Raw genomic sequence first — 21,954 nt, 5'->3', positions numbered from 1 at the left:
TCCTCAGAGAGTCTCGTCGGTAGGGTCGGTCCACTCGATGACGTCGACCTGGCGACTGCCGCGTGATTCGATCACCAGGACGGCCGTCCCCTCCGGCAGGGGCTCCTCCGACCAGGCGAGGAACGTCTCCGAACCGCCCCTGATCTTCACCAGCACCTCACCGGGACCGGCGGCTCCCCGGGTGCCGATCACCAGCACCCCCGGACAACCGATCACGGCCTGGTCTGACAGCATCGGCGCCCCCACTCTTCTGTCGAATGTCGCACAAACACCCTGGGAGCTACCGGCAACGGCAGCGCACAGGCACACGACGACGTCACCGTACCGGAGCAGCCCGCGTTCCGGGATGCCACGCGGCACTCGCACCGTAGGAGGGACGTGCGGGGGCGCGTCGAACCGTGCTGGCGGAAGCAGCGCCGCGCGGGTCCTTCGGCCGCCCGGACCTGCGCCGCCGCTCCCTCTGCTCCGCCACCGCGTCCTCATCCAGTGAGCGTCGCGCGGCACTGCCACCGATGACGGGGCGGCCGGATCCGCGGCGGCAGGTCCATTGGTCGGGCACTCCCGTCAGTGGTGCGGCGGGGCAGCGGTGCTGGCCCTCACGACCATCCGGGTGGGGACGAGGGTGGTGCCCTGTTCCGCGGTCTGGTTCCGGATCTGGTGCAGTACGCCTTCGACGCACCGGCGACCGACCTCGTCGAAGTCCTGGTGGATGGTGGTCAGCGGGGGGATGAAGGAGGAGGCCTCGGCGATGTCGTCGAAGCCGACGACGCTGACGTCCTCCGGAACGCGCTTGCCGCGCTCGTGGAGCGCGCGCAACAGGCCCAGGGCCATCTGGTCGTTGGCGACGAACACGGCGGTGCAGTCGGACTCGTCGGCGAGCAGCAGGCCGGCTCGGTAGCCGGAGTCGGCGGACCAGTCGCCCTGCACGACGGGCGGTACGGGACGGCCGGCGTTCTCCAGGACACCCCGCCAGGCGTCCGTGCGGCGCTGGGCGGCGAAGGAGCCTTCCGGCCCGGCGAGGTGCCAGACGGTGTCGTGGCCGAGATCGACCAGGTGCTGGACGGCCATCCGCGCACCCTCGCTCTGGTCGGTGTCGACAACGCTGTAGCGGTCGCCCGCGTCGGAGTCGGCGACCACCACCTTGATGTGCGGCGGCAGCTGGACGGTGGCGCTGTCCAGGAGGTGGACCTCCATGATCACGATGATGCCGTCCACGGCGAGCTCGCCCAGCCTGTCGAACGCCCCGCGCACACCGGTGCGGGTCGGGAGGACGGGCATCAGAGTGATCGCGTAGCCCTCCTTCGCGGCGGATTCGGTGATCGCCTCGAGTGTCCGGACGTTGCCCGTCGTCGAGAGGGTGAACAGGATGACACCGAGAGTGCGGAATTCTCCGGCCTTCAGGGCGCGTGCCGCGCTGTTGGGCCGGTAGCCGAGTTCCTTCATGGCGGCCAGAACCCGCTGACGCGTGTCCTCCACCACGCCCGGGCTGCCGTTCGAGACCCGGGAGACGGTCTGCGAGGACACGCCGGCCAGCCGTGCCACGTCGGCCATGGACGCGCCCCGCTTCCGCTTGCGCTCGCTTCTCGCGACGTCCCCAGCTGCCTCCACCGTCCTTGCCGTGCCCACCACTTCCTTCTCCCGCTGTCGTTCGTGCCTGCGCCGCCGGCGCTGAAAAGCGGACCCGAGGTGACCTCTTGACGGTCGCCGTGCGGCGGTGTCAGCATCACGGTAATCCATTGTTTACGTAAACATCCAGCCTCGCAGCCCGGCGGTGTTTACGTAAACATCCGGCTACTGCCAGGTCGCATGCCTGTCTGGGGCATGGCCGGCGAGGCAGTCGATCACCACCATGAACCACGGGACGGTCATGACGATCACCTCACCACCCGGGGCAACGGGTCGCGGAGCCCCATCGCGCAGGCGGAGCCGCCGCGGCCTGGCCGGCTGGGGCTTCACCGGGCCGTTCCTGGCCGTTTTCGCTCTGGTCTTCCTGGCACCCATCGGCTACTCGATCTACCTCAGCCTGTTCCAGGACCGCCTGATCGGCGGCAACTCCTTCGTGGGCCTCGAGCACTATCGACAGGCCTTCCAGGACGCCAAGTTCTGGTCCGGCTTCGGGCGGGTGGCGCTCTTCCTGTCCGTCCAGGTCCCCATCATGCTCGGGATCGCGCTGCTGGCCGCGCTGGCGCTGGACAGCGGACGGCTGTACGGAAGGAGCTTCTTCCGCATCACCGTCTTCCTCCCCTACGCGGTACCGGCGGTCGTCGCCACGCTGATGTGGGAGTTCCTCTACGGATCGCGCTTCGGCCTGCTCGGGGACATCAACCGTGCCCTCGGCGTCTCGCTGCCCGACCCGCTGTCACCGAGCCTCGTGCTCGCGGGCATCGGCAACATCGTGACCTGGGAGTTCGTGGGCTACAACATGCTCATCTTCTACTCGGCGCTGCGAGTAGTCCCGCACTCCCTCTACGAGGCGGCCGAGATCGACGGTGCCGGGCAGTGGCGGGTCATCACGGCGATCAAGCTCCCCGCCATCCGCGGCGCCCTGGTCATCGCGACCATCTTCTCGATCATCGGCAGCTTCCAGCTGTTCAACGAGCCCGCCATCCTCAAGAACCCGGCGCCCAATGCGATCACGACGTACTACACGCCGAACTACTACACCTACACGCTGTCCTTCTCGGGCCAACAGCAGAACTACGCCGCCACCGTGGCGATCATCATGGGTGTCATCACCATGATCATCGCCTACGCCTTCCAGCTGCGCGGCATGCGAAAGGAGGTGTGACCGATGCCCACCGCAACGGACACCCCGACCCGGCCCCGCACGCGCTCCCGCGCCACTGCGCGGACACGCCGGCGAGTCCACTCGGTCGACCGGCCCCGCCGCAGCGCATCGGTCACCCTCCTCGCGAGCCTGCTGGTGCTCTACACCCTGGTGCCGCTGGCCTGGCTGGTGATCAGCGCGACGAAGACCCAGAAGGACCTGCTGGGATCCCCGGGCGTCTGGTTCAGCGGCCGCTTCGCCCTGTGGGACAACATACGGGAGACGCTCACCTACAACGACGGCATCTTCGGCCGCTGGCTGCTCAACACCCTGCTCTACGTGGCACTCGGCGCCGGCGGCGCCACGTTCCTTGCGGTGCTCGGCGGCTACGGCCTGGCGAAGTTCGACTTCCGCGGCAAGCGGACCGTGTTCGCCGTCGTCATCGGCGCGGTGGCGGTGCCCACGACCGCCCTGGCCGTGCCCACCTTCCTGATGTTCAGCAAGATGGGGCTGACCAACACCCCATGGGCCGTCATCATCCCCTCGTTGATCTCGCCGTTCGGGCTCTATCTCATGTGGGTGTTCGCCTCCGAGGCGGTTCCCACCGAGCTGCTGGAGGCGGCGCGCGTCGACGGATCGGGCGAGCTGCGCACGTTCTTCCGGATCAGCCTCCCGCTGCTCGCGCCGGGCATCGTCACCGTGCTGCTGTTCACCGTGGTCACGACCTGGAACAACTACTTCCTTCCGCTGATCATGATCAAGGATCCGAACTGGTACCCGCTCACGCTCGGCCTCAACGCCTGGAACGACCAGGCCGCCACCGCCGGCGGGCAACCCGTGTTCAACCTGGTGATCACCGGCTCCGTGCTCACCGTCCTCCCCCTGATCGCGGCGTTCCTCCTGCTGCAGCGCTACTGGCAGTCCGGCCTTGCCGCGGGAAGCGTCAAGGAGTGACCTTCCCGCCTCACGCTCCATCGTTCCCACCCACCTCGATACCGGAGTGACCGAGATGAGAACCACCTCAGTTCCCTACGCTCTGCGCGGCCTCGGCCTGGTGTGCGCCACCGCACTCGCCGTCACGTCCTGCAGCAGCTCGACCTCCGGCTCCGATTCCGGCCCGGTGTCCGCCGCGAGCCTCGACGCGGCTCTCGACAAGGGCGGCACGATCACCGTGTGGGCGTGGGAACCCACCCTCAAGCAGGTCGTCACCGACTTCGAGGCCAAGTACCCCAAGGTCCACGTCAACCTGGTGAACGCGGGGACGAACAACAAGCAGTACACCGCCCTGCAGAACGCGGTCCAGGCCGGCAACGGCGCCCCTGACGTCGCGCAGATCGAGTACTACGCGCTGGGGCAGTTCGCGCTCGGCAAGTCCCTGCAGGACCTCTCCAAGTACGGGGCGTCCGACCTCGCCAAGCAGTACTCGCCCGGGCCGTGGAGCTCCGTGGGCATCAACGGCGGGGTGTACGCACTGCCGATGGACTCCGGGCCGATGGCGCTCTTCTACAACAAGAAGGTCTTCGACCAGTACCAGCTCAAGGTGCCCACCACCTGGGACGAGTACATCGACGATGCCCAGAAGCTGCACGCCGCCAACCCCAACGCCTACATCACCAACGACGCGGGCGACGCCGGTTTCACCACCAGCATGATCTGGCAGGCCGGCGGCCACCCCTTCAAGGTGAACGGCACCAAGGTCTCCGTGGACTTCACCGACCAGGGCAGCGCGAAGTTCGCCGACACCTGGCAGAAGCTGCTCTCGAACCACCTCGTCGCGCCCGTCACCTCCTGGAGCGACCAGTGGTACAAGGGTCTCGGCGACGGCACCATCGCCACCCTCGCCATCGGCGCCTGGATGCCCGCCAACCTCTCCTCCGGCGCCCCCTCGGCCTCCGGCGACTGGCGCGTCGCCCCGCTTCCGCAGTGGCAGGCGGGCCAGACGGCCAGCTCCGAGAACGGCGGCAGCTCACTCGCGATCATGAAGTCCAGCCCCAACCAGGACCTCGCCTACGCCTTCCTGAAGTTCGCCAACGCCGGCGACGGCGTACAGGACCGCATCAAGGGCGGCGCCTTCCCCGCCACCACGGCCGACCTCGGCTCGCAGGCCTTCCTCGAGACCGCCTTTCCCTACTTCGGCGGCCAGCAGGCCAACAAGATCTTCTCCGACTCGGCCAAGAACGTCGTGACCGGCTGGCAGTACCTCCCGTACCAGGTCTACGCCAACTCGATCTTCAACGACACCGTCGGCAAGGCCTATGTCTCCTCCACCACGCTGGGCTCCGGCCTGAAGGCCTGGCAGGACGCCTCCCTCAAGTACGGCAACGACCAGGGCTTCAGCACCGGCAAGTAACCGCCCCCGGCCACCCGGCGGCACCCCCCGATGACGAGTCCCCCCTCCCGACCGACTCGCGTGTCCGCCCGTGCCGCCGGGCCCCTCGACTTAGGAGCACCCCGCACCATGCCCGTCCTTCAGATCGAAGGCGACGACTTCACGCTCGACGGCGAGCCGTTCCGGATCATCTCCGGCGGCCTGCACTACTTCCGCATCCACCCCGACCACTGGGCCGACCGCCTGCACAAGGCCCGCCTGATGGGACTCAACACGGTCGAGACCTACGTCCCGTGGAACCTCCACCAGCCACGGCCGGACGCGTTCCGCCTCGATGCGGAGCTCGACCTTCCGGCCTTCCTCGACCTCGCCGCCGCAGAGGGACTCCACGTCCTGCTACGCCCCGGGCCCTACATCTGCGCCGAGTGGGAGGGCGGCGGCCTGCCCTCGTGGCTGCTGGCCGAGCCCGGCATCCGGCTGCGCAGCCAGGACCCGAAGTACCTCACCGCCGTGGAGAGTTACCTCACCCACCTGCTCCCCCGGCTGCTGGACCGGCTGGCCACTCGCGGCGGCCCCGTCCTGGCGGTGCAGGTGGAGAACGAGTACGGCGCCCACGCCGGGGACGCCGACCACGTCCCCCACCTCGCCCGCCTCCTGCGCCGCCTCGGTGTCGACGTCCCCCTCTTCACCTGCGACCAGCCGGCCGACCTGGAGCGCGGCGCACTCCCCGGCGCGCTCGCCACCGCCAACTTCGGCAGCGACGCCCGACGCGGTCTCGCCGTTCTGCGCGCCCACCAGCCCACCGGTCCGCTGATGTGCAGCGAGTTCTGGAACGGCTGGTTCGACCGCTGGGGCGGCCGTCACGTGGTCCGCGAAGCCGCCGATGCCGCACGGGAGTTGGACGACCTCCTGGCGACTGGCGCCTCGGTCAACCTGTACATGTTCCACGGCGGCACCAGCTTCGGCTTCACCAACGGCGCCAACGACAAGCACACCTACCGCCCCACCGTCACCTCCTACGACTACGACGCCCCCCTCGACGAGAGCGGCGACCCCACCGAGAAGTACGAGGCGTTCCGAGAGGTCATCGCCAAGTACGCGCCCGTGCCCACCGATCCGACACCCGGACGCGGCACGAAGCTCGCCGCACCAGGCATCGCCCTGACCGAAAGCGCTCCGCTGTTCGACAACCTGCCCTTCCTGGGCACCCCGGTGGCCTCCGAGCGGCCGCTCACCATGGAACAGCTCGGCCAGGACTTCGGCTTCGTCCTCTACGAGGCCGTCCTGCCCGCCGCGGGCCCCGCGCTGCTGGAGATCGAGCACGTACGCGACCGGGCCCAGGTCTTCATCGACGGCCAGCCCGTGGGCGTCCTGGAACGCGAGAACCATGAGCACGCCATCGCGCTCACCGCCCCCCGCACGGGCGCCGTCCTGCGCCTGCTCGTGGAGAACCAGGGCCGGGTCAACTACGGACCGGGCATCCACGACCGCAAGGGACTCCTCGGAAAGGTCCGCCTCAGCGGCACCGAACTCACGGGCTGGACCAGCCGACCGCTCCCCCTCACCTCGCTCACCGGCCTCGCCTTCACCGGCGGCGCCGAGCCCGCAATCGGCCCGGCCTTCCACCGCGGCACCTTCGACGTCGACACACCGGCCGACACCTTCGTCCACCTCCCCGGCTGGACCAAGGGCAACGTCTGGGTCAACGGCTTCCACCTCGGCCGGTTCTGGTCCCGCGGCCCACAGCGCTCGCTCTACCTGCCCGGCCCCGTCCTGCGCCCGGGGCCGAACGAGATCACCGTGCTGGAACTGCACGCGGCCCACCTCACCCCCACCGTCGACCTGTGTGGGCTACCCGACCTCGGCCCCACCGAGGAGTGACCGGGGCACCCGCCGGACGGGCGAGGTGCCGCCGGGCGGCGGGCGGCGGTTGCGTCCAGGGGACCGTCCTCGCCGCCCGAGCCACGGCCGTCTGCTGCGCGGACCTTGATCACCACTGGTCCGCGGCCGGCGACAGGCCCGCGGTGCGGGCGGCGACGCCCGCCTGGACCGCGAAGAGGCGGTCCCGCGCGTCCTGGTCGAGCGCGTGGAAGTGGCCGTGCGCCTCAAGGGTGACGAAGCCGTGCACGGTGGCCCAGGCCAGCATCAGGGCTTCCGCCGCGTCCGGCACCAGGGGACTGCCGAGCCGGCCGCGTTCGGCCGTGTCGGCGACGAGTTCGACCATGTGCTCCATCGCCCGCCGGCCGGCCACCACGGTCGGTCCGTCCGGTGGGGCCGCGTACCCGGGCACGGGGGAGCCGAAGATGAGGGCGAAGCGCTCCGGATTCCGCTGCGCCCAGGTGCGGTAGCCGGTGCAGGTGGCCACGAAGCGTCCGTCCAGGTCGTCCGGCGGCACGGTCTCGCGGGTCGCCGTCAACGCGTCCGACAGGCTGTCGTACGAGTCGGCGACCAGGGCGGTGAGCAGCTCGTCCCGGTCGGCGAAGTAGCGGTACAGCGCGGGCGGGGTCATCCCCATGCTGCGGGCGATGTCGGTGAAGCGGAGGTTCGCGGCGCCGCGCTCGACGATCAGGCCCAGGGCCGCGTGCTTGATCTCCTCCACGGTGTCGGCGCGCAGCCGCTCACGGCGACTCCGCCCCCTGCCCTCGTCGGTCGACCCACCCGTCATCGCATCTCCATCGGCTCGGTGCGCCCGTCACCGCGTTGACAATCCGTACCCGTCGAGGGAAACGTTACGCTTCATAAGGAGCGTTATGAAGCGTAACGCTTTGCCGGGGGGACGGGCCCCTGACGACGTACGGAGGACCACATGTCCCAGGGACCGCGCGAGGATCGGCGGACGGCCGCCGGGGAGAGCGGGCCGCACAGGCCCGGCCCGCTCGGCCGAATAGCCGGTTGGAGCTTCCGGAACCGGGGCCGCACGGTGCTGCTCTGGCTGCTCGCCGCCGGCGCGGCCTTCGGCCTCTCGGCCGGCCTCGGCGCAAAGTACAGCGCCGACTACAGCGCACCCGGCTCGGACTCCAAGCAGGCCCAGCAGCTGCTGGCACGGGACTTTCCCGGGCTGGGTGGTGAATCGATCAGCCTGGTGCTGACCTCCGACGGCAGCGTGACCGACGCCGCCGCCCGCGACCGGGTCAGGGACCTGCTCGCCCGGATGGCCGAGGTGCCGCACGTCAGCGGCATCGACGACCCGTACGGCCCGCGCGGCAAGGTGGCGGCCGACGGCCGCACCGCCCTCGGGCAGATCCACCTGGACGTCGCCGTCGCCCCCGACATGCCGAAGGCGGACACCCAGCGGCTGCTCGACCTCGCCCGCCCCGTCCACGGCGGCGTGCGCGTCCACCTGGGCGGCATGACGGTCCAGCAGGCCGAGCAGGGCGCGATCGGCTCGGAGGGCATCGGCATCGCGGCCGCCGCCGTGATTCTGGCGATCACCTTCGGCTCGGTCGTGGCCGCCGGCCTGCCGCTGCTCACCGCGCTCGGCGGGCTCGCGGTCAGCAGCGCCCTGCTGCCGGTCCTCGCCGCGATCATGCCGGTCCCGGACTGGTCGACCGCGCTCGCCGCGATGCTGGGCATCGGCGTCGGCATCGACTACGCGCTGCTGCTGGTCACCCGGTTCCGCGAGTGGCGCGCCGAGGGGCTCGAACCCGAGGCCGCCACGGTCGCCGCACTGGACACCGCGGGCCGCGCGGTCGTAGTCGCCGGAATGACCGTGGTGGTCAGCATGCTCGGGCTGTTCGCGATGGGCCTGTCGTTCATGCGCGGCGCTGCGGTCTCGGCGATCCTCTCCGTGTTCGTCGTGATCGCCGCGTCCGCCACTCTCTTCCCCGCCCTGCTCGGCTACCTCGGCCGACACATCGAGCGCCTCCGGCTGCCCCTGCCCCACCGCCGCACCGCCCAGGGCGAGAACCCGGTGAGCGCCGGCTGGCTGCGCTGGAGCAGGCTCGTCGAGCGCCACCGCGTCGTCGGTGCCGTCACCGGGGTCGTCGTCCTGTTGGCGCTCGCGGCACCGTTCCTCGGCGTGCGCTTCGGCTTCCCCGACGCGGGCAACGACCCCGCCGGGCGCTCGAACCGACTGGCGTACGACGCGGTGGCCGCCGGCTTCGGACCGGGCAGCAACGGACCGCTGGTCCTGGTCGCCGAGTTGGCGCCGGGCACCCCCGCCGACGCGACGACCTCGCTGCCCACCGCGCTGAAGGCGGTGCCCGGCGTCACGGCCGTGACCCCTCCGGTGCCCGGCTCCGACGGCCGCTCGCTGCTGCTCACCGTCGTCCCGGACAGCGGTCCGCAGTCCAGCGCCACCAAGACCCTGGTCCGCGACCTCCGCGATCACGTCATCCCGGCCGCGGTCGGCCCCGGCGTCCGGGTGCACGTCGGCGGGGCGACCGCCAGCGCGATCGACAGCACCGACAACATCGCCGGCCGCATCCCACTGCTGGTCGGCGGCGTGGTCACGGTGTCGATGCTCCTGCTCCTGGTGGCCTTCCGCAGCCTCGCCGTCGCCCTCAAGGCCGCTGTGATGAACCTGCTCTCCGTCGGCGCCGCGTACGGCGTGGTCGCCCTCGTCCTCGAAGGCGGCACCGCCGGCCGACTGATCGGCATCGACAGCCCCACCCCGCTGCCGGCCTTCGTCCCGGTGCTGACCTTCGCCGTCCTGTTCGGCCTCTCGATGGACTACGAGGTCTTCCTGGTGAGCCGGATGCGTGAGGCCTGGCTGCGCACCGACGACAACGCGGAGTCCATCGTCAGCGGACTGGCGGGCACCGCGCGGGTGATCACCGCGGCGGCGGCCATCATGGTCGCCGTGTTCGCGGCCTTCGTCCCGTCGCCCGACCTGCCGATCAAGGTCATCGGCGTCGGCATGGGGTCGGCCATCCTGATCGATGCCACGCTGGTCCGACTGCTGCTGGTACCCGCCGTGATGCACCTGCTCGGCCGCGGCAACTGGTGGCTGCCCACCTGGCTGGACCGCCGCCTGCCCCACCTCCACGTCGAGGGACACACCGAGTTCTACCAGCCGGAGGCCGCCGCCGAGGCGCCCCGCTCCCCGGCGGTGGTCGGCTAGTCACAACAGCGGACCGCGGGCGATCCCGTGCCGGAGCCACACCGGGCGAGTGGGCTGCTCCATCAAGTGGGCTTGACGGGAGCCGGCCGAGCACCGCCATCGGTCGCGACGGAGCTTGACTCCGAGCCACCGCTCTTCCCCACGTCGGCTGTCCAGCAGTCAAGTTGGTCTACCTGGCCGGCCCGCTACCCCACCGTACGGTTCCGATGGGCAGCGATCAGGTCGCGGTACCAGGCGTACGAGGCCTTCGGCGTCCGCACCTGCGTCTCGAAATCGACATGGACCAGGCCGAAGCGCTGGTGGTAGCCCTCGGCCCATTCGAAGTTGTCGAGGAGGGACCAGGTGTAGTAGCCGCGGACGTCGATGCCCTCGGCGATGGCGGCGGCGATGGCGGCGAGGTGGGAGGAGAGGTAGTCGATGCGGGGCTGGTCGGGGGTGGTGGACTCGTCGACGGAGCAGCCGTTCTCGGTGATGGTGATGGGCGGGAGGGCCTTGCCGTAGAAGTCCCTCAGACCGAGGAGGAGTTGGCGCAGGGCGTCGGGGACGACGGGCCAGCCGAAGGCGGTGTGGGGCACTTCGGGGATGGCGACCAGTTCGAAGGGGAGCTCGGGGTCGGTGGGTGCGGCGACGCGGGTGGGGTTGTAGAAGTTGAGGCCGAGGCCGTCGAGGCCGGGGGTGTGGATGAGGTCGAGGTCGCCGGGGCGGACGGCGCCGTAGATGTCGTCGGGGACGCCGAGGGCGGAGAGGTCGGGGTAGCGGCCGAGGAGGACGGGGTCGGTGAACAGCCGGTTGTGGAGGGCGTCGTAGGCCTGGGCGGCGGCGAGATCGGGCTCCGTGGGAGACGCCGGCTCGACGGCGGTGAGGTTGTTGGAGAGCATCACCTCCAGGCCGCGGTCGTGCAGGATCGACGCGGCCAGGCCGTGGCCGAGGAGCTGGTGGTGGGCGGCGGGGAGGGCCTCGAACATCAGGGTGCGGCCGGGGGCGTGGGTGCCGAGGGCGTAGCCGAAGACGGTGTGGACGAAGGGCTCGTTGAGGGTGATCCAGCTGGGGATCCGGTCGCCGAGGCGGTCGGTGACGATCGCGGCGTAGTCGGCGAAGCGGTACGCGGTGTCGCGGTTGAGCCAGCCTCCGTGGTCCTCCAGTGCCTGCGGGAGGTCCCAGTGGAAGAGGGTGGGCAGCGGGGTGACGCCGGCTTCCAGGAGCGCGTCCACCAGCCGGTCGTAGAAGGCGAGTCCGGCCGGGTTGACGGCGCCCGCGCCCGTGGGAAGCACCCGGGGCCAGGAGACGGAGAAGCGGTAGCCGTCCAACCCGAGGCCCTTCATCAGGGCGATGTCCTCGGGGTACCGGTGGTAGTGGTCGCAGGCCACCGCACCCGTGTGCCCGTCGCGGACGGCGCCGGGTCGGGCGGCGAAGACGTCCCAGACGGACGGGCCGCGGCGGTCCTCGTCGACCGCGCCCTCGATCTGGTAGGCGGCGGTGGCGGCGCCCCAGCGGAAGCCGGGCGGTAGGTCGAAGCGGTCCGGCATGGCAGCCTCCTGACGGAACATGAGGATGACTCATGTTACCGGCGCGACCCCGAAACACCAGAGGCAGGCACCACCGATGACTCCCGCGCCCACCTGCCCCCGGCGGTCGCCTGTTCGACGGGGCATCCAGGGGCGGCGGATTCGAAGCCGCCCACCCGCCGACCACGTGTCGTGATGGCCGGCCCGCCTTCGACCGCGCGGCCTCAAGCGGTGCGACACCGTCGAGCACGGCATCAACGGCCTGAGGGCCGGCGCGGTCTGGCCACCTGCTCCGAGAAGGCCGCCACCGTCCTTCAGGCCGGGCTCCACATCGCCGGCATCCTCATCCGGTCCGCCCGCCGAGCCGAAGGAGAGGACCCAGCCGCAGCACGCGCCGGGCCCCGATGCCGCGGCTGTGTCATGGGCGCACGAGCGCCGGGCGGCTGCTCGCGGCACGATGAGACGGACCGGACAGTTCGGCTCCCATGGCCGGCTCGTGAGCACCGCGCGCCCCAGCGCTCGGCGGTCCCGCGGATCGGCCCTTCACCCGGGAGGAATCGTGGCCCCTCAACCGTTGGCCGAGCCCCTGCACATCTACCTGAACGATCACCTGAGCGGCGCGTTCGGGGGCGCTGCGCTCGCGGACCGCATGGCCCGCAGTCACTCCGACAGTCGCCGCGCGGGCGACCTGCGGCGCCTGGCTCGCGACATCGAGCAGGATCGCGACGACCTCGTGCGGATCATGACCCGGCTCGACGTTCCCGTCCGGCGCTACCGGACGTGGCTCGGCCTCGCCGGCGAGCGACTGGGCCGGCTCAAGCCCAACGGAACCGTCGTTCGCCGTGCCCCGCTCAGCGACCTGATCGAACTGGAGACGCTCCGCACCGGGGTCGAGGGCAAGGCCGCGGTGTGGCGGGCGCTGCGCGCCATCGCCGACACCGATGAGCGCCTCGACCGGGCGGAACTGGATCGCCTGGCCGAGCGGGCCGCCGAGCAGGGCCGCACCCTGAACGGCTGGCACCAGGCGGTCAGCGCCGCCGTGCTCGCGCACCGAGCCGGGGCGGGGCGGTCCGGTACCGGTTCGGACAGCGGGTGGTGAGCAGCCCGGTGCCGACCCACGAGGCGGGCGAGGGCCGGGTGGTACGTGAACTCCACTCGGCCCTCCTGGCGGCCGGGAGCACGGTGGCGGTGGCGGAGTCCCTGACGGGCGGTCTCCTGGCGCTCGTACTCACCGAGGCTCCTGGTGCGAGCGAGGTGTTCGTCGGCTCGGTCACGGCCTACACCAACGGCGTCAAGCACGGCGTTCTGGGAGTCGACAGCGCCCTGCTGGAGCGGCACGGCGCCGTCAATGCCGAGGTGGCCCGGCAGATGGCGGCCGGCGTCCGGCGGCTGATGGGCAGCACCTACGCCCTGTCCACCACCGGCGTGGCCGGTCCGCAGCCCCAGGACGGCCGGCCGGTCGGCACCGTGTTCCTCGGGCTCGCCGACGCGCACGGCACTCGCGTCGTCTCCCCGCAGCTGCGCGGCGACCGGCACACGATCCAGCAGCGGTGCGTCGACGAGGCGCTGCGCCTTCTGCAGACCCACCTGCGCCCGTCGCCCTGACCTGTCGGAGCCCGGGGCGCCGCACGCGCGGCGTCACCGGACGAATCGTCGTCCGCGTCTCGGGGGCCCTTGTCCGTGCTCGTCGCATCGTCCTCCCGTCATGCCTGGTGTCGGGTTCGGTGCGCCCGGGCCGGCCCGGTTCCTTGTTCACGGTCCGGGCCGCGATCCCCGTGGCCCGCTTCTCGCTCTCTCCCCGGTCCAGGGCGCTGTCCCGCCACCCCGACCTCACGACGGCCGGACGGGGTCAGCCGTGCTGCAGGCGGCGCTTGAGCTCGTCGAGGTCGTATTCGCCGGTGGGCGTCACCTCCGCCGGTGGTCGCCGGGTGGGCGGGCGGTGTCGAGGGCGTCGCGCAGGGCGTACAGGTCGGCGATGGTGGCTCGTTCGGCGAGGCGGGCCAGCAGCCGGCGGATGGTGCGGTCGTCGCCGTCACGGACGGCCTCGGTGATCGCTTCGATCAGGACTGCCTGCCCGTGTCGGCCGCTCTCCGGTGCTGCGGCCACCAGGTATTCCACTCCCGCCTCCTGCGCGGTGCTGCTCGGTCCTCGGCGAGCGCGGCGGCGGCCGGGGGGTACCGCCGCCGCGCAGCGGGGAGACTACCTCACGCGCGGCCAACGCAAAATCTATGCGCGCCGGAGTAGACATTGCTCGCGGACGGGTCTAGCGTTTCTCTCGTAGACAGCAGTCGGCGATACCGGCCAGACACGAACTGGCCGGGGTTGTTGGATAGAAGTTCGCAGTACGGTCCGGCAGCGGAGTTTCGAAGCCAGCAGGTGCAGGACGGCGACGGGACTGGCTGCCGGACCGGGCGGCCCTCAGGTATCAGGGGCCGCCGGCGGTATCGAGCAGTACGCAGTTCAGTGAGTGCGGTACCAGCAGTCGAGAGACAGGCAGGACCTCGGCAAAGGCGTCAGGCTGCGGGCGCGCGTGTCGAGGGGTCCGGGCAGTGAGGTTGCGGTCCATCGCCGGTGCAGGACGGCCGGCGAGGCCGGGCTGCCGGACAGGGTGGGCCGCCACGGCCACCGACCAGCAGGTGCAGTACCGGCAGTACAGCAAGTGCAGTACAGCAAGTGACAGTTCAGTACAGAGGATGAACGGAGGACGCAAGCGCCATCAGGATCGCCCGGCCGGTGAACACGCGCCCGGGCGGACACCGCAGACCTCCCGAAGGCACGAAGGACGGTGGTTTCCGGTCACGCATACGCGATCCCCGCACTCCCCCTCCCCCGGGGCAGTGCGGACGTAACAGACCGGCCCAGGCCGGTAGATGGTGTTGTTTCCCCTTCGGGGCCCCGGAGCCGCAACGGCCCCGGGGCCCCTCGACGCGTTCTCCCGAGAACCAGAGAGGTGCAGTGACTACTACGGCCAGCCCCGACACACCCGACAAACTCGACGACGACGACTACCCCGCGTACACGATGGGCCGCGCCGCCGAGATGACCGGCACCACCGCCGGCTTCCTACGCGCCCTGGGCGAACACCGCCTCATCACCCCATTGCGCTCCGACGGAGGCCACCGCCGCTACTCCCGCTACCAACTGCGCATCGCCATGCGCGCACGCGACCTCGTCGATCAGGGCACGCCCATCGAAGCCGCCTGCCGCATCGTCATCCTCGAAGACCAACTCGAGGAAGCCCTGCGCCTCAACGAACAACTCCGCCGCTCCCGGTCAGACCAGGAGCCTCCCGCGGACACGTGATCCGCGATCGTCCGGCCTGCGGCGCGGCTTCTCCGCGCGCAGGTCGGCTGTGCGGCCACCCGAGGAACCAGCGGCGCGGGAGGACGCGGTGCGCCCGGGCCCGCGGCGCCCCTGCGCGGCGGTGGGCCGCCGGGTGACGCGCCGACCGGGACGGGGCACGGCCGGCCGGCCCCGTCGTGCCGCGGCCGGCCGCACCCCGCGCCGGTTACAGGGCGCGGGTCAGGTGGTCGGCGAGGAGCCGGGTGAAGCGTGCGGGATCGGGAAGGTCGCCGCCTTCGGCGAGCAGGGCGCTGCCGTAGACGAGTTCGGCGGTCTCCGCCAGCGCCGGGTTGTCGGGGTCGGCCTGGTGCGACGTGCGCAGCGCGGTGATCAGCGGGTGGTCGGGGTTGAGTTCCAGGATCCTCTTGACGGAGGGCAGTTCCTGTCCCATCGCCCGGTACATCTTCTCCAGGGTGGGGGTCATGTCGTGGGCGTCGCCGACGATGCAGGCCGCCGAGGTCGTCAACCGGGAGGACAGGCGGACCTGCTTGACGTGCTCGGACAGGGTGGTGGTCAGCCAGGGCAGCAGGACCGCGAAGTCCTGCTCGTGCCGGGCCTTGTCGGAGTCGGTTTCCCGGTCGTCGTCGGCGGCTTCGTCGAGGTCGACCAGGCCCTTGGCGATGGACTGCAATTTGTGGCCGTCGAAGGCGGGGACCTGGTCGGCCCAGACCTCGTCGACGGGGTCGGTGAGGATGAGGACCTCGTACCCCTTGGCCGCGAACGCCTCCATGTGGGGGGAGTTCTCCACCATCGCCCGGCTTTCGCCGGTGAGGTAGTAGATGGCGTCCTGGCCGTCCTTCATGCGTGCGACGTACTCGCGCAGGGTGGTGGTCTTCTCCGGGTCGTGCGTGGAGGCGGCCGAGATCAGTTCGAGGAGGGTGTCGGTGTTGTCGGCGTCCTCGATCAGGCCCTCCTTCAGCACGCGGCCGAACTGGGACCACAGCTTGCCGTAGCGCTCGGCGTCCTTGGCCTGCATGTCCTTGATCGCGCCGAGGACCTTCTTGACCAGTCGCCGGCGCACGCCTTGGATCTGGCGGTCGTGCTGGAGGATCTCGCGCGAGATGTTCAGCGACAGGTCGTGGGCGTCGACGACGCCCTTGACGAAGCGCAGGTAGTTCGGCATCAGTGCGTCGCAGTCGTCCATGATGAACACGCGCTTGACGTAGAGCTGAACACCGCGCCGGGTGTCGCGGGAGAACAGGTCGAGGGGTGCCTGCGAGGGGATGAACAGCAGCGCCTCGTACTCGAAGGTGCCCTCGGCGCGCATGTGGACGGTGGCGGCGGGGTCGACCCAGTCGTGGCTGATCTGCCGGTAGAACTCGTGGTACTCGGCCTCGGTCACCTCGCTGCGCGGACGGGCCCACAGCGCCTTCATCGAGTTGAGGGTCTCGACGGTGGGCGTGGTGGTTCCGTCCGCGTCGGTGCCCTCGGTGGCCATCCGGATCGGCCAGCGGATGAAGTCCGAGTACTGCTTGACGATCTGGCGGATCTTCCGCTCGGACAGGTAGTCGGCGAGCCCGTCCTCGCTGTCGGCGGGCTTGAGGTGCAGGGTGACCGAGGTGCCCGTGGGCAGGTCTTCGACGGCCTGGATGTCGTAGGTTCCCTGGCCTTCGGACTCCCACAGGGTGCCGGAGTCGGTGCCGGCCCGCCGGGTGCGCAGGGTGACCTTGTCGGCGACCATGAACGCCGAGTAGAAGCCGACGCCGAACTGCCCGATCAGGTTCTGTGCCGCGGCGGCGTCCTTGGCGTCCTTGAGCTTGGCCAGGAGGCCGGCGGTGCCGGACTTGGCGATCGTGCCGATCAGCTCCACGATGTCGTCCCGGCTCATGCCGATCCCGTTGTCACGGATGGTCAGCGTGCGGGCGTCCTGGTCGACTTCGAGGGCGATGTGCAGGTCGGAGGTGTCGGCCTCCAGGGCGGGATCGGTCAGCGATTCCAGCCGCAGTTTGTCCAGTGCGTCGGAGGCGTTCGAGATCAGCTCGCGCAGGAAGATGTCCTTGTTCGAGTAGATCGAGTGGATCACCAACCGGAGCAACTGACGTGTCTCGGCCTGGAATTCCAGCGTCTCGACGGTGCTGTCCACTCTGGGGCTCCTTTTCCGGGTGAGGCTTGAGAAACGGGTTCGGCGTGAGAAACGGGTTCGGCGTGAGCCCGGACGGCTCTCGCCGACGGCAGTGGCATGGTAGGCGACCAGGCGGCCGGCGACCGCGGGTGCACCTGGCGCACTCCGGTCGCCGGGGACCTGGCCGCCCGGTGTCGGCCGGTCGGGGTGGACCGGTGGGCGGTGTCGCGTCGGCGGCGAGGTCAGGTACGCCGTTGGTCGCTGTCCTGGCGGAGCCGGTCGGTGTGCCGGGCGAGGTCGTCGAGGCGGGTGGCCAGGTCCGGGTGGGCCGGGCCGAGGTGGGGGCGCATGGCCGCCAGGGGGGTGACGAGCTCGGCCGGGTCGGGGGTGCCGAGGGCGGTGGCGAGGGCGGCCTGGGCCGACCGGGCGTGGGGGTCGAGGCCGGTGAGGGCGGTGAGCTGGGCGGCGAGCACCCGCAGGTCGGCGGCGTGGTCACGGGCCCAGGCGGTGACGGCGCGCTCCGCGGCCCGGCGGTCGCGCGCCGCTTTGACGCGTTCGGCGCCGGTTTCGGTCTGCCCGGTCCCCGTGGTGCCGCTGGCGGGTTTGAGGCGCAGGTAGCGGTTCTCGGCCGCCTGGCGACTGGCGACGCCCATGGGGTGGGCGAGGTCGGCCCAGGTGGCGCCGGCCTCCCGGGCCGTCTCCACCAGTGGAGCCTCCCAGCCGGCGAGCCGGCCGCGCAGGTCTCGCAGCAGCGCCAGGGCGGCCAGGGCCCGCTCAGGGCCTTCCTGTGCCTCGGGGCCGGTCGTGGGCTGAGGTGCGGGGGCCTGGGCGGTGCGGACGGCGTCGTCTATGGCGGCCAGGGCCGCGGCGGCGGCGAGGAAGGAGGCGGGCTCGACGGGCGCGGGAGGGCCGGCGGCGGGTGTGCGGGGCTTCTCGCTCATGGAGTCACTCTATAGGCGACACCAAGACTTGTCATCGGATGGATGACGCGCTAGAAAGGTCTCAGGTGAAGCGCACTGGCCCCCTGATCCTTCTGGAGGTGTTTCGCGATGCTGATGCGCACCGACCCGTTCCGCGAACTGGACCGTCTGACCCAGCAGTTCCTGAACACGACCGGCACCTGGTCCCGTCCGACTCCGATGCCCCTGGACGCCTACCGCGCCGGCGACGAGTACGTGATCTGCTTCGACCTGCCGGGCGTGGACCCGGAGGCGATCGACATCGACGTCGAGCGGAACATGCTGACCGTCAAGGCCGAGCGCCGCCCCCGCCGCGAGGGCGACGATGTGAAGTGGGAGCTGTCCGAGCGCCCGCTGGGCGTGTTCTCCCGCCAGGTGATGCTCTCCGACACCCTCGACCCGGCCGGGATCAGCGCCGACTACGACGCCGGCGTGCTGACCCTGAAGATCCCGGTCGCCGAGAAGGCCAAGCCGCGCAAGATCGCCATCAGCCACAGCGGCTCCCCCAAGCAGATCCAGGCCTGACCAGCCCCCCGTTGCCGTTCCGTGTCGCCCCGGTCCCCCGCGGGGCGACACGGAACACCCCCGGCCGAACTCGAGGCCCTTCTTCCCGAGCGCGTGAGGCGTCGTGCAGGCCGTACTGGACCCGGAAACCGCCATGCACACCGAGTTCTCGGCCCCGTTCGTGGTCAGGGCGAGCGGTGACGTCGACCTCGCCGCCGCCCCGCGGCTTCGCCGCGACCTGGCCCACGCACTGGCCGCGCACCACGACGTGGTGCTCGACCTGTCGGAGGTGGAGTTCATGGACTGCGCGGGTCTCGGCGCCCTCGTCGAGGCCCTCAACCAGGCTGACCGGCAGGGCCGCCGGCTCGCCCTGCGGGGGACCGGTCCCCGGGTGGCCCGGCTGCTCGAACTGACCGGCCTTCACCGGCGCCTCGCCGCGCGACCCCGAACGGCGCCGTCCCGCCGGTGACCACCATCCTTCTCGACGACGGAGGGAGATGCTGCGGTGACTGTCCGCTGGGAGGCGTTCCTGGACCAGGTCCGAGAACGCGGCGAATACGACACACCCGAGGAGGCCGAACGGGCGGCGCGCGTCGTGCTGGCCCTGCTCGGCGCCCACCTCGTCGGCGACGTGCGGGCCGACCTCGCCGCGCGCCTGCCCGAGACCCTCGCCCTCGTCCTGCTCAACCCCCTACAGGCGACCGAACCGCTCACCCCGGACAGGTTCGTGCGCGCCACCGCGGCCTGGATCGAGGGCGCCACCGAACAGACCGCCCTGTGGGACATCGGCGCCGTCCTGTCCGCCGCCGCGGACGCCGCCGGCGGCGACCTCATGGACCGCGTGCTGTTCCAGCTGCCCCCCGGCTACGACCTGCTCTTCGGCCGCCCCGCTCCAGGCAACCGCCTCTGACGACATGCCCGCGCCGCCGCACCGCGCGGCCAGCCCGCCCCCGGAAGGCCCCAGTCATGACCCGGCACCGCCACCTGATCCAGCAGGTCCGCACCCTGGGCCGCTACACCACCGACGAAGAAGCCTCACGCGTCCTCGACGCGGTCCTGGCCGTCCTCGGCTCCCAGCTCACCGGCGAGGAACGCTGCGACCTCGCCGCCGCCCTCCCCGAGCGGGCCCGCGCCGTGTTCGCCGCCCAGATCCCCCTGCCCGGACCGGTCGCAGCCCCCGCCTTCGTGGAGGCCGTCGCCCGCAACCTGGGCACCAGCCTCACCGCCGCCCGCTGGGACACCTCCTCCGTCCTGACCGCCCTCACCGACCTCGCCGGCGACCACCTCACCGACCGCCTCATCGCCCACCTGCCCCGCGGCTACGCGCTGCTGTTCGGCCGCGCCGACCTGACGGTCGCCGCCTGAGCGGCCGGAGGGAGCGGTCGGGAGTGGGCGGCCAGGAGTGGGTGGCCAGGAGTGGGGACGCCCACCCATCGAGGTGTTCCCACTCCCGACCGGGTGCCCGTTCCGGTGATGCTGTCGGCAACGGGTGCAACGGGCCGCGAACAAAAAGGCGAGCCGCGCCGCATCCGACGCTCCAACGCGCCGGAAGACGCGGACCCGGTGTCTTTGCAGCGCATTCGATCTTCGGAATGCACGGGCCTGGTACGTCGCCTTCGCGCAACCGACGCAGAGGAGGCAGCCGCTCCACAGCGGCGCGATTCACCCTCCCCGGGGATTCACCGGATCCCGGGTACGGCGGCGCACTCAACCACCCAGCTGTCCAGGCGCGTTGCCGGTGCCGCCTGGTCGGGCCGGGCCACCCCGGAGGAGGGCTTCTACGAGATGGGGGCTGAAATATCCCACCGCGGCGGCCCGTGGCCTGCTAGAGTCGTCTTAGTTGCAGTAGTGGTTCCCATGAACTTTGTGTGCGCCTGCTGATGTTCTGCAGGCGCATTTTTTGTTTCCCGGCTCTTCCCCGGGTGGGCGCTCATCGCGGCGACTCGAAACCCGCACAGTGCGGGCTTCGGACAGCCCCTTGAAGGAGATTTTTATGGCTAATGGCACTGTGAAGTGGTTCAACGCGGAAAAGGGCTTCGGCTTCATCGAGCAGGAGGGTGGCGGCCCCGACGTCTTCGCCCACTACTCGAACATCAACGCCAACGGCTTCCGCGAGCTGCTCGAGGGCCAGAAGGTCGAGTTCGACGTCACGCAGGGCCAGAAGGGCCCGCAGGCCGAGAACATCCGCCCGCTGTAGTTCTTCCGCCACGGCACCCGCCTGGCAGCGAGGGGCCCGCACCGCGTACACGACGCGCGGTGCGGGCCCCTCGGCATGTCGCCGGACGCCTAACCCGTTCGGCCCCGGCGGCCGACCCGGGCGCGATCAGGTAGGCCCCGGCTTCACTGGTCGGAGTAGCTGAGGTCTCCCACCGTCCAGCTGTTGATGTCGGCGATCGCGATCCGGTACATGCCGCCGGCGTGCGGCAGTCCGTAGCTGCCCTGCAGGATGCGGGCGACATGCAGGTGAAGGTGCGTTGGGCGTCCGGCGGCACGAGGTGCCGAGCCTGTGCCGTCCGCACCGTCGGCGCTGGGCGGTGCGAACAGGGCGGCGAAGGGCTTCAGGTGCTCCGAGTCGGCCAGCACTTCGGCCACTCGCTCGTACCACAGGCTCTGGGGCGCGAGACGGCCGGTGATGACCGCCCCCGGGACGACTACGGTCAGGGGCATCTGGTTACTGCGCTCGGTCTCCACCATTGCGGCGATGTCGACGAGCAGCCCATCGGGGTTCGACATGCCTCCAGAGGATAGTGCCCCCTGGAGCCCGCACGCACGGACACCCCCCGGACGGGCCCAGCGTTCGGCGGTGATCCGCTCGGACTGCACGCCCATCGCGGCGGCGCGTGCCAGTGCGCCCGAGAGGGGGCGGACCATCACCGTGAACCCCGGGTAGGGCTTGAAGACCACGGGGCCGGCGAGGCGATGTCTCGCCTCGCCGGTCACCGAGGCGGGCCGTCTGTCGGGTATCCGTCAGCTCGATAAGGCCCGCAGGTGGCGCGACTCGATGGTCATCCCTGCGGAGCGTAGCCGCCGCCGAGTCGGCACTTCACCCGCCACCGCCTGTTCCGTACCGTGGCAGTGGCGCACTGGCGGACTAAACCACGCGGAGGACACCATGGCCTACTACGTCGTCGAGTACACCTTCACCCCCGACCGCCGCCACCTTCGGGTGCGGCCCACCCACCGGGAGTACCTGGCCGTCCTGGCCGAGCGGGGCAGCATCGCGTTGTGCGGACCGTTGGTCCGTGACACCGGCGGGCTGCTGATCTTCCGGGCCGCGAGCGAGGCGGAGGTGCGGGAACTGGTGGACGGCGACCCGTACATGCGGGAGGGCGTGCTGGACGGCGTTCGCATCGAGGAGTGGGACCCGGTGATCGGCTCACTGATCGGACAGCTCGACGGGTGACCGCTCGGTGACCTTGACGGT

Annotated in this window: 22 protein-coding genes; 14 read left to right on the top strand and 8 right to left on the bottom strand. The window is 70.9% G+C overall.

The window, feature by feature from the left end:
• Nucleotides 1-3: 3 nt before the first annotated feature.
• Nucleotides 4-234, bottom strand: a complete 231-nt coding sequence (locus tag ACFWIS_RS22865) for a hypothetical protein (protein WP_380456622.1) — start codon at nucleotides 232-234, stop codon at nucleotides 4-6.
• A gap of 330 nt (nucleotides 235-564) precedes the next feature.
• Nucleotides 565-1,551: a LacI family DNA-binding transcriptional regulator gene (locus tag ACFWIS_RS22860; protein WP_380456624.1), complete on the bottom strand. Its 987-nt coding sequence runs from the start codon at nucleotides 1,549-1,551 to the stop codon at nucleotides 565-567.
• A gap of 316 nt (nucleotides 1,552-1,867) precedes the next feature.
• Between ACFWIS_RS22860 and ACFWIS_RS22855 the strand changes: the two genes are divergently transcribed.
• From ACFWIS_RS22855 to ACFWIS_RS22840, 4 genes are all read left to right on the top strand, one after another.
• Complete coding sequence (locus ACFWIS_RS22855; protein ID WP_380456705.1) at nucleotides 1,868-2,788, top strand: carbohydrate ABC transporter permease; 921 nt, start codon at nucleotides 1,868-1,870, stop codon at nucleotides 2,786-2,788.
• Between the two features lie 3 nt (nucleotides 2,789-2,791).
• A complete protein-coding gene (locus ACFWIS_RS22850) occupies nucleotides 2,792-3,721 on the top strand; it encodes a carbohydrate ABC transporter permease (protein ID WP_380456626.1) in 930 nt (309 codons plus the stop codon).
• Nucleotides 3,722-3,776: 55 nt separating this feature from the next.
• Nucleotides 3,777-5,117, top strand: a complete 1,341-nt coding sequence (locus ACFWIS_RS22845; RefSeq protein WP_380456628.1) for an ABC transporter substrate-binding protein — start codon at nucleotides 3,777-3,779, stop codon at nucleotides 5,115-5,117.
• A 108-nt stretch (nucleotides 5,118-5,225) separates the two neighbouring features.
• Nucleotides 5,226-6,977, top strand: a complete 1,752-nt coding sequence (locus ACFWIS_RS22840) for a beta-galactosidase (protein WP_380456630.1) — start codon at nucleotides 5,226-5,228, stop codon at nucleotides 6,975-6,977.
• Between the two features lie 109 nt (nucleotides 6,978-7,086).
• Here ACFWIS_RS22840 and ACFWIS_RS22835 read toward each other — a convergent pair whose 3' ends face one another.
• On the bottom strand, nucleotides 7,087-7,761 hold the full coding sequence (locus ACFWIS_RS22835) for a TetR/AcrR family transcriptional regulator (RefSeq protein ID WP_380456632.1): 675 nt from the start codon (nucleotides 7,759-7,761) through the stop codon (nucleotides 7,087-7,089).
• Nucleotides 7,762-7,902: 141 nt separating this feature from the next.
• Between ACFWIS_RS22835 and ACFWIS_RS22830 the strand changes: the two genes are divergently transcribed.
• Entirely contained in the window at nucleotides 7,903-10,158 is a 2,256-nt protein-coding gene (locus ACFWIS_RS22830) for an MMPL family transporter (protein ID WP_380456634.1), read from the top strand.
• Nucleotides 10,159-10,343: 185 nt separating this feature from the next.
• On the opposite strand, the gene ACFWIS_RS22825 is transcribed toward ACFWIS_RS22830, so the two are convergent.
• Nucleotides 10,344-11,684, bottom strand: coding sequence for a GH1 family beta-glucosidase (locus ACFWIS_RS22825; RefSeq protein WP_380456636.1), 1,341 nt, complete (start codon nucleotides 11,682-11,684; stop codon nucleotides 10,344-10,346).
• A gap of 553 nt (nucleotides 11,685-12,237) precedes the next feature.
• Between ACFWIS_RS22825 and ACFWIS_RS22820 the strand changes: the two genes are divergently transcribed.
• Nucleotides 12,238-12,762 carry a hypothetical protein gene (locus ACFWIS_RS22820; protein WP_380456638.1) on the top strand — a complete coding sequence of 175 codons (525 nt, stop codon included), beginning with the start codon at nucleotides 12,238-12,240 and terminating at the stop codon, nucleotides 12,760-12,762.
• The gene (locus ACFWIS_RS22815; RefSeq protein ID WP_380456640.1) at nucleotides 12,759-13,268 is read left to right on the top strand and encodes a CinA family protein; all 510 of its coding nucleotides are present in this window, start codon (nucleotides 12,759-12,761) and stop codon (nucleotides 13,266-13,268) included. Before ACFWIS_RS22820 ends, ACFWIS_RS22815 begins: the two co-directional genes overlap by 4 nt.
• A gap of 300 nt (nucleotides 13,269-13,568) precedes the next feature.
• Here the strand turns inward: ACFWIS_RS22815 and ACFWIS_RS22810 are convergent, their stop codons facing one another.
• On the bottom strand, nucleotides 13,569-13,781 hold the full coding sequence (locus ACFWIS_RS22810) for a hypothetical protein (RefSeq protein ID WP_380456642.1): 213 nt from the start codon (nucleotides 13,779-13,781) through the stop codon (nucleotides 13,569-13,571).
• A gap of 903 nt (nucleotides 13,782-14,684) precedes the next feature.
• Here ACFWIS_RS22810 and ACFWIS_RS22805 point away from each other — a divergent pair.
• Entirely contained in the window at nucleotides 14,685-14,966 is a 282-nt protein-coding gene (locus tag ACFWIS_RS22805) for a MerR family transcriptional regulator (protein ID WP_380456707.1), read from the top strand.
• 205 nt (nucleotides 14,967-15,171) lie between these two features.
• Here the strand turns inward: ACFWIS_RS22805 and htpG are convergent, their stop codons facing one another.
• Both htpG and ACFWIS_RS22795 read right to left on the bottom strand, forming a co-directional pair.
• Nucleotides 15,172-17,088 (bottom strand): molecular chaperone HtpG, encoded by a 1,917-nt coding sequence (htpG, locus tag ACFWIS_RS22800; RefSeq protein WP_380456644.1) that lies wholly within the window; start codon nucleotides 17,086-17,088, stop codon nucleotides 15,172-15,174.
• Nucleotides 17,089-17,309: 221 nt separating this feature from the next.
• Nucleotides 17,310-18,008, bottom strand: coding sequence for a hypothetical protein (locus ACFWIS_RS22795; RefSeq protein WP_380456646.1), 699 nt, complete (start codon nucleotides 18,006-18,008; stop codon nucleotides 17,310-17,312).
• Between the two features lie 108 nt (nucleotides 18,009-18,116).
• Between ACFWIS_RS22795 and ACFWIS_RS22790 the strand changes: the two genes are divergently transcribed.
• From ACFWIS_RS22790 to ACFWIS_RS22770, 5 genes are all read left to right on the top strand, one after another.
• Nucleotides 18,117-18,551, top strand: a complete 435-nt coding sequence (locus tag ACFWIS_RS22790) for an Hsp20/alpha crystallin family protein (protein WP_380456648.1) — start codon at nucleotides 18,117-18,119, stop codon at nucleotides 18,549-18,551.
• 133 nt (nucleotides 18,552-18,684) lie between these two features.
• Entirely contained in the window at nucleotides 18,685-18,999 is a 315-nt protein-coding gene (locus ACFWIS_RS22785) for an STAS domain-containing protein (RefSeq protein WP_380523973.1), read from the top strand.
• Between the two features lie 36 nt (nucleotides 19,000-19,035).
• A complete protein-coding gene (locus ACFWIS_RS22780; protein ID WP_380456652.1) occupies nucleotides 19,036-19,440 on the top strand; it encodes a DUF2267 domain-containing protein in 405 nt (134 codons plus the stop codon).
• A gap of 56 nt (nucleotides 19,441-19,496) precedes the next feature.
• Nucleotides 19,497-19,895, top strand: a complete 399-nt coding sequence (locus ACFWIS_RS22775; RefSeq protein WP_380456654.1) for a DUF2267 domain-containing protein — start codon at nucleotides 19,497-19,499, stop codon at nucleotides 19,893-19,895.
• 628 nt (nucleotides 19,896-20,523) lie between these two features.
• A complete protein-coding gene (locus ACFWIS_RS22770) occupies nucleotides 20,524-20,727 on the top strand; it encodes a cold-shock protein (protein ID WP_030918248.1) in 204 nt (67 codons plus the stop codon).
• A 143-nt stretch (nucleotides 20,728-20,870) separates the two neighbouring features.
• Here the strand turns inward: ACFWIS_RS22770 and ACFWIS_RS22765 are convergent, their stop codons facing one another.
• On the bottom strand, nucleotides 20,871-21,263 hold the full coding sequence (locus tag ACFWIS_RS22765; protein WP_380456655.1) for a hypothetical protein: 393 nt from the start codon (nucleotides 21,261-21,263) through the stop codon (nucleotides 20,871-20,873).
• 379 nt (nucleotides 21,264-21,642) lie between these two features.
• Between ACFWIS_RS22765 and ACFWIS_RS22760 the strand changes: the two genes are divergently transcribed.
• Entirely contained in the window at nucleotides 21,643-21,933 is a 291-nt protein-coding gene (locus ACFWIS_RS22760) for a YciI family protein (protein ID WP_380456657.1), read from the top strand.
• The last annotated feature ends 21 nt before the right edge of the window (nucleotides 21,934-21,954 follow it).

Origin of the sequence: Kitasatospora sp. NPDC127060 (assembly GCF_042724935.1) — a bacterium.
GTDB lineage: Bacteria > Actinomycetota > Actinomycetes > Streptomycetales > Streptomycetaceae > Kitasatospora.
The sequence above is the reverse complement of the archived record's forward strand: the minus strand, read 5'-3'. Positions and strand labels throughout refer to the sequence as shown.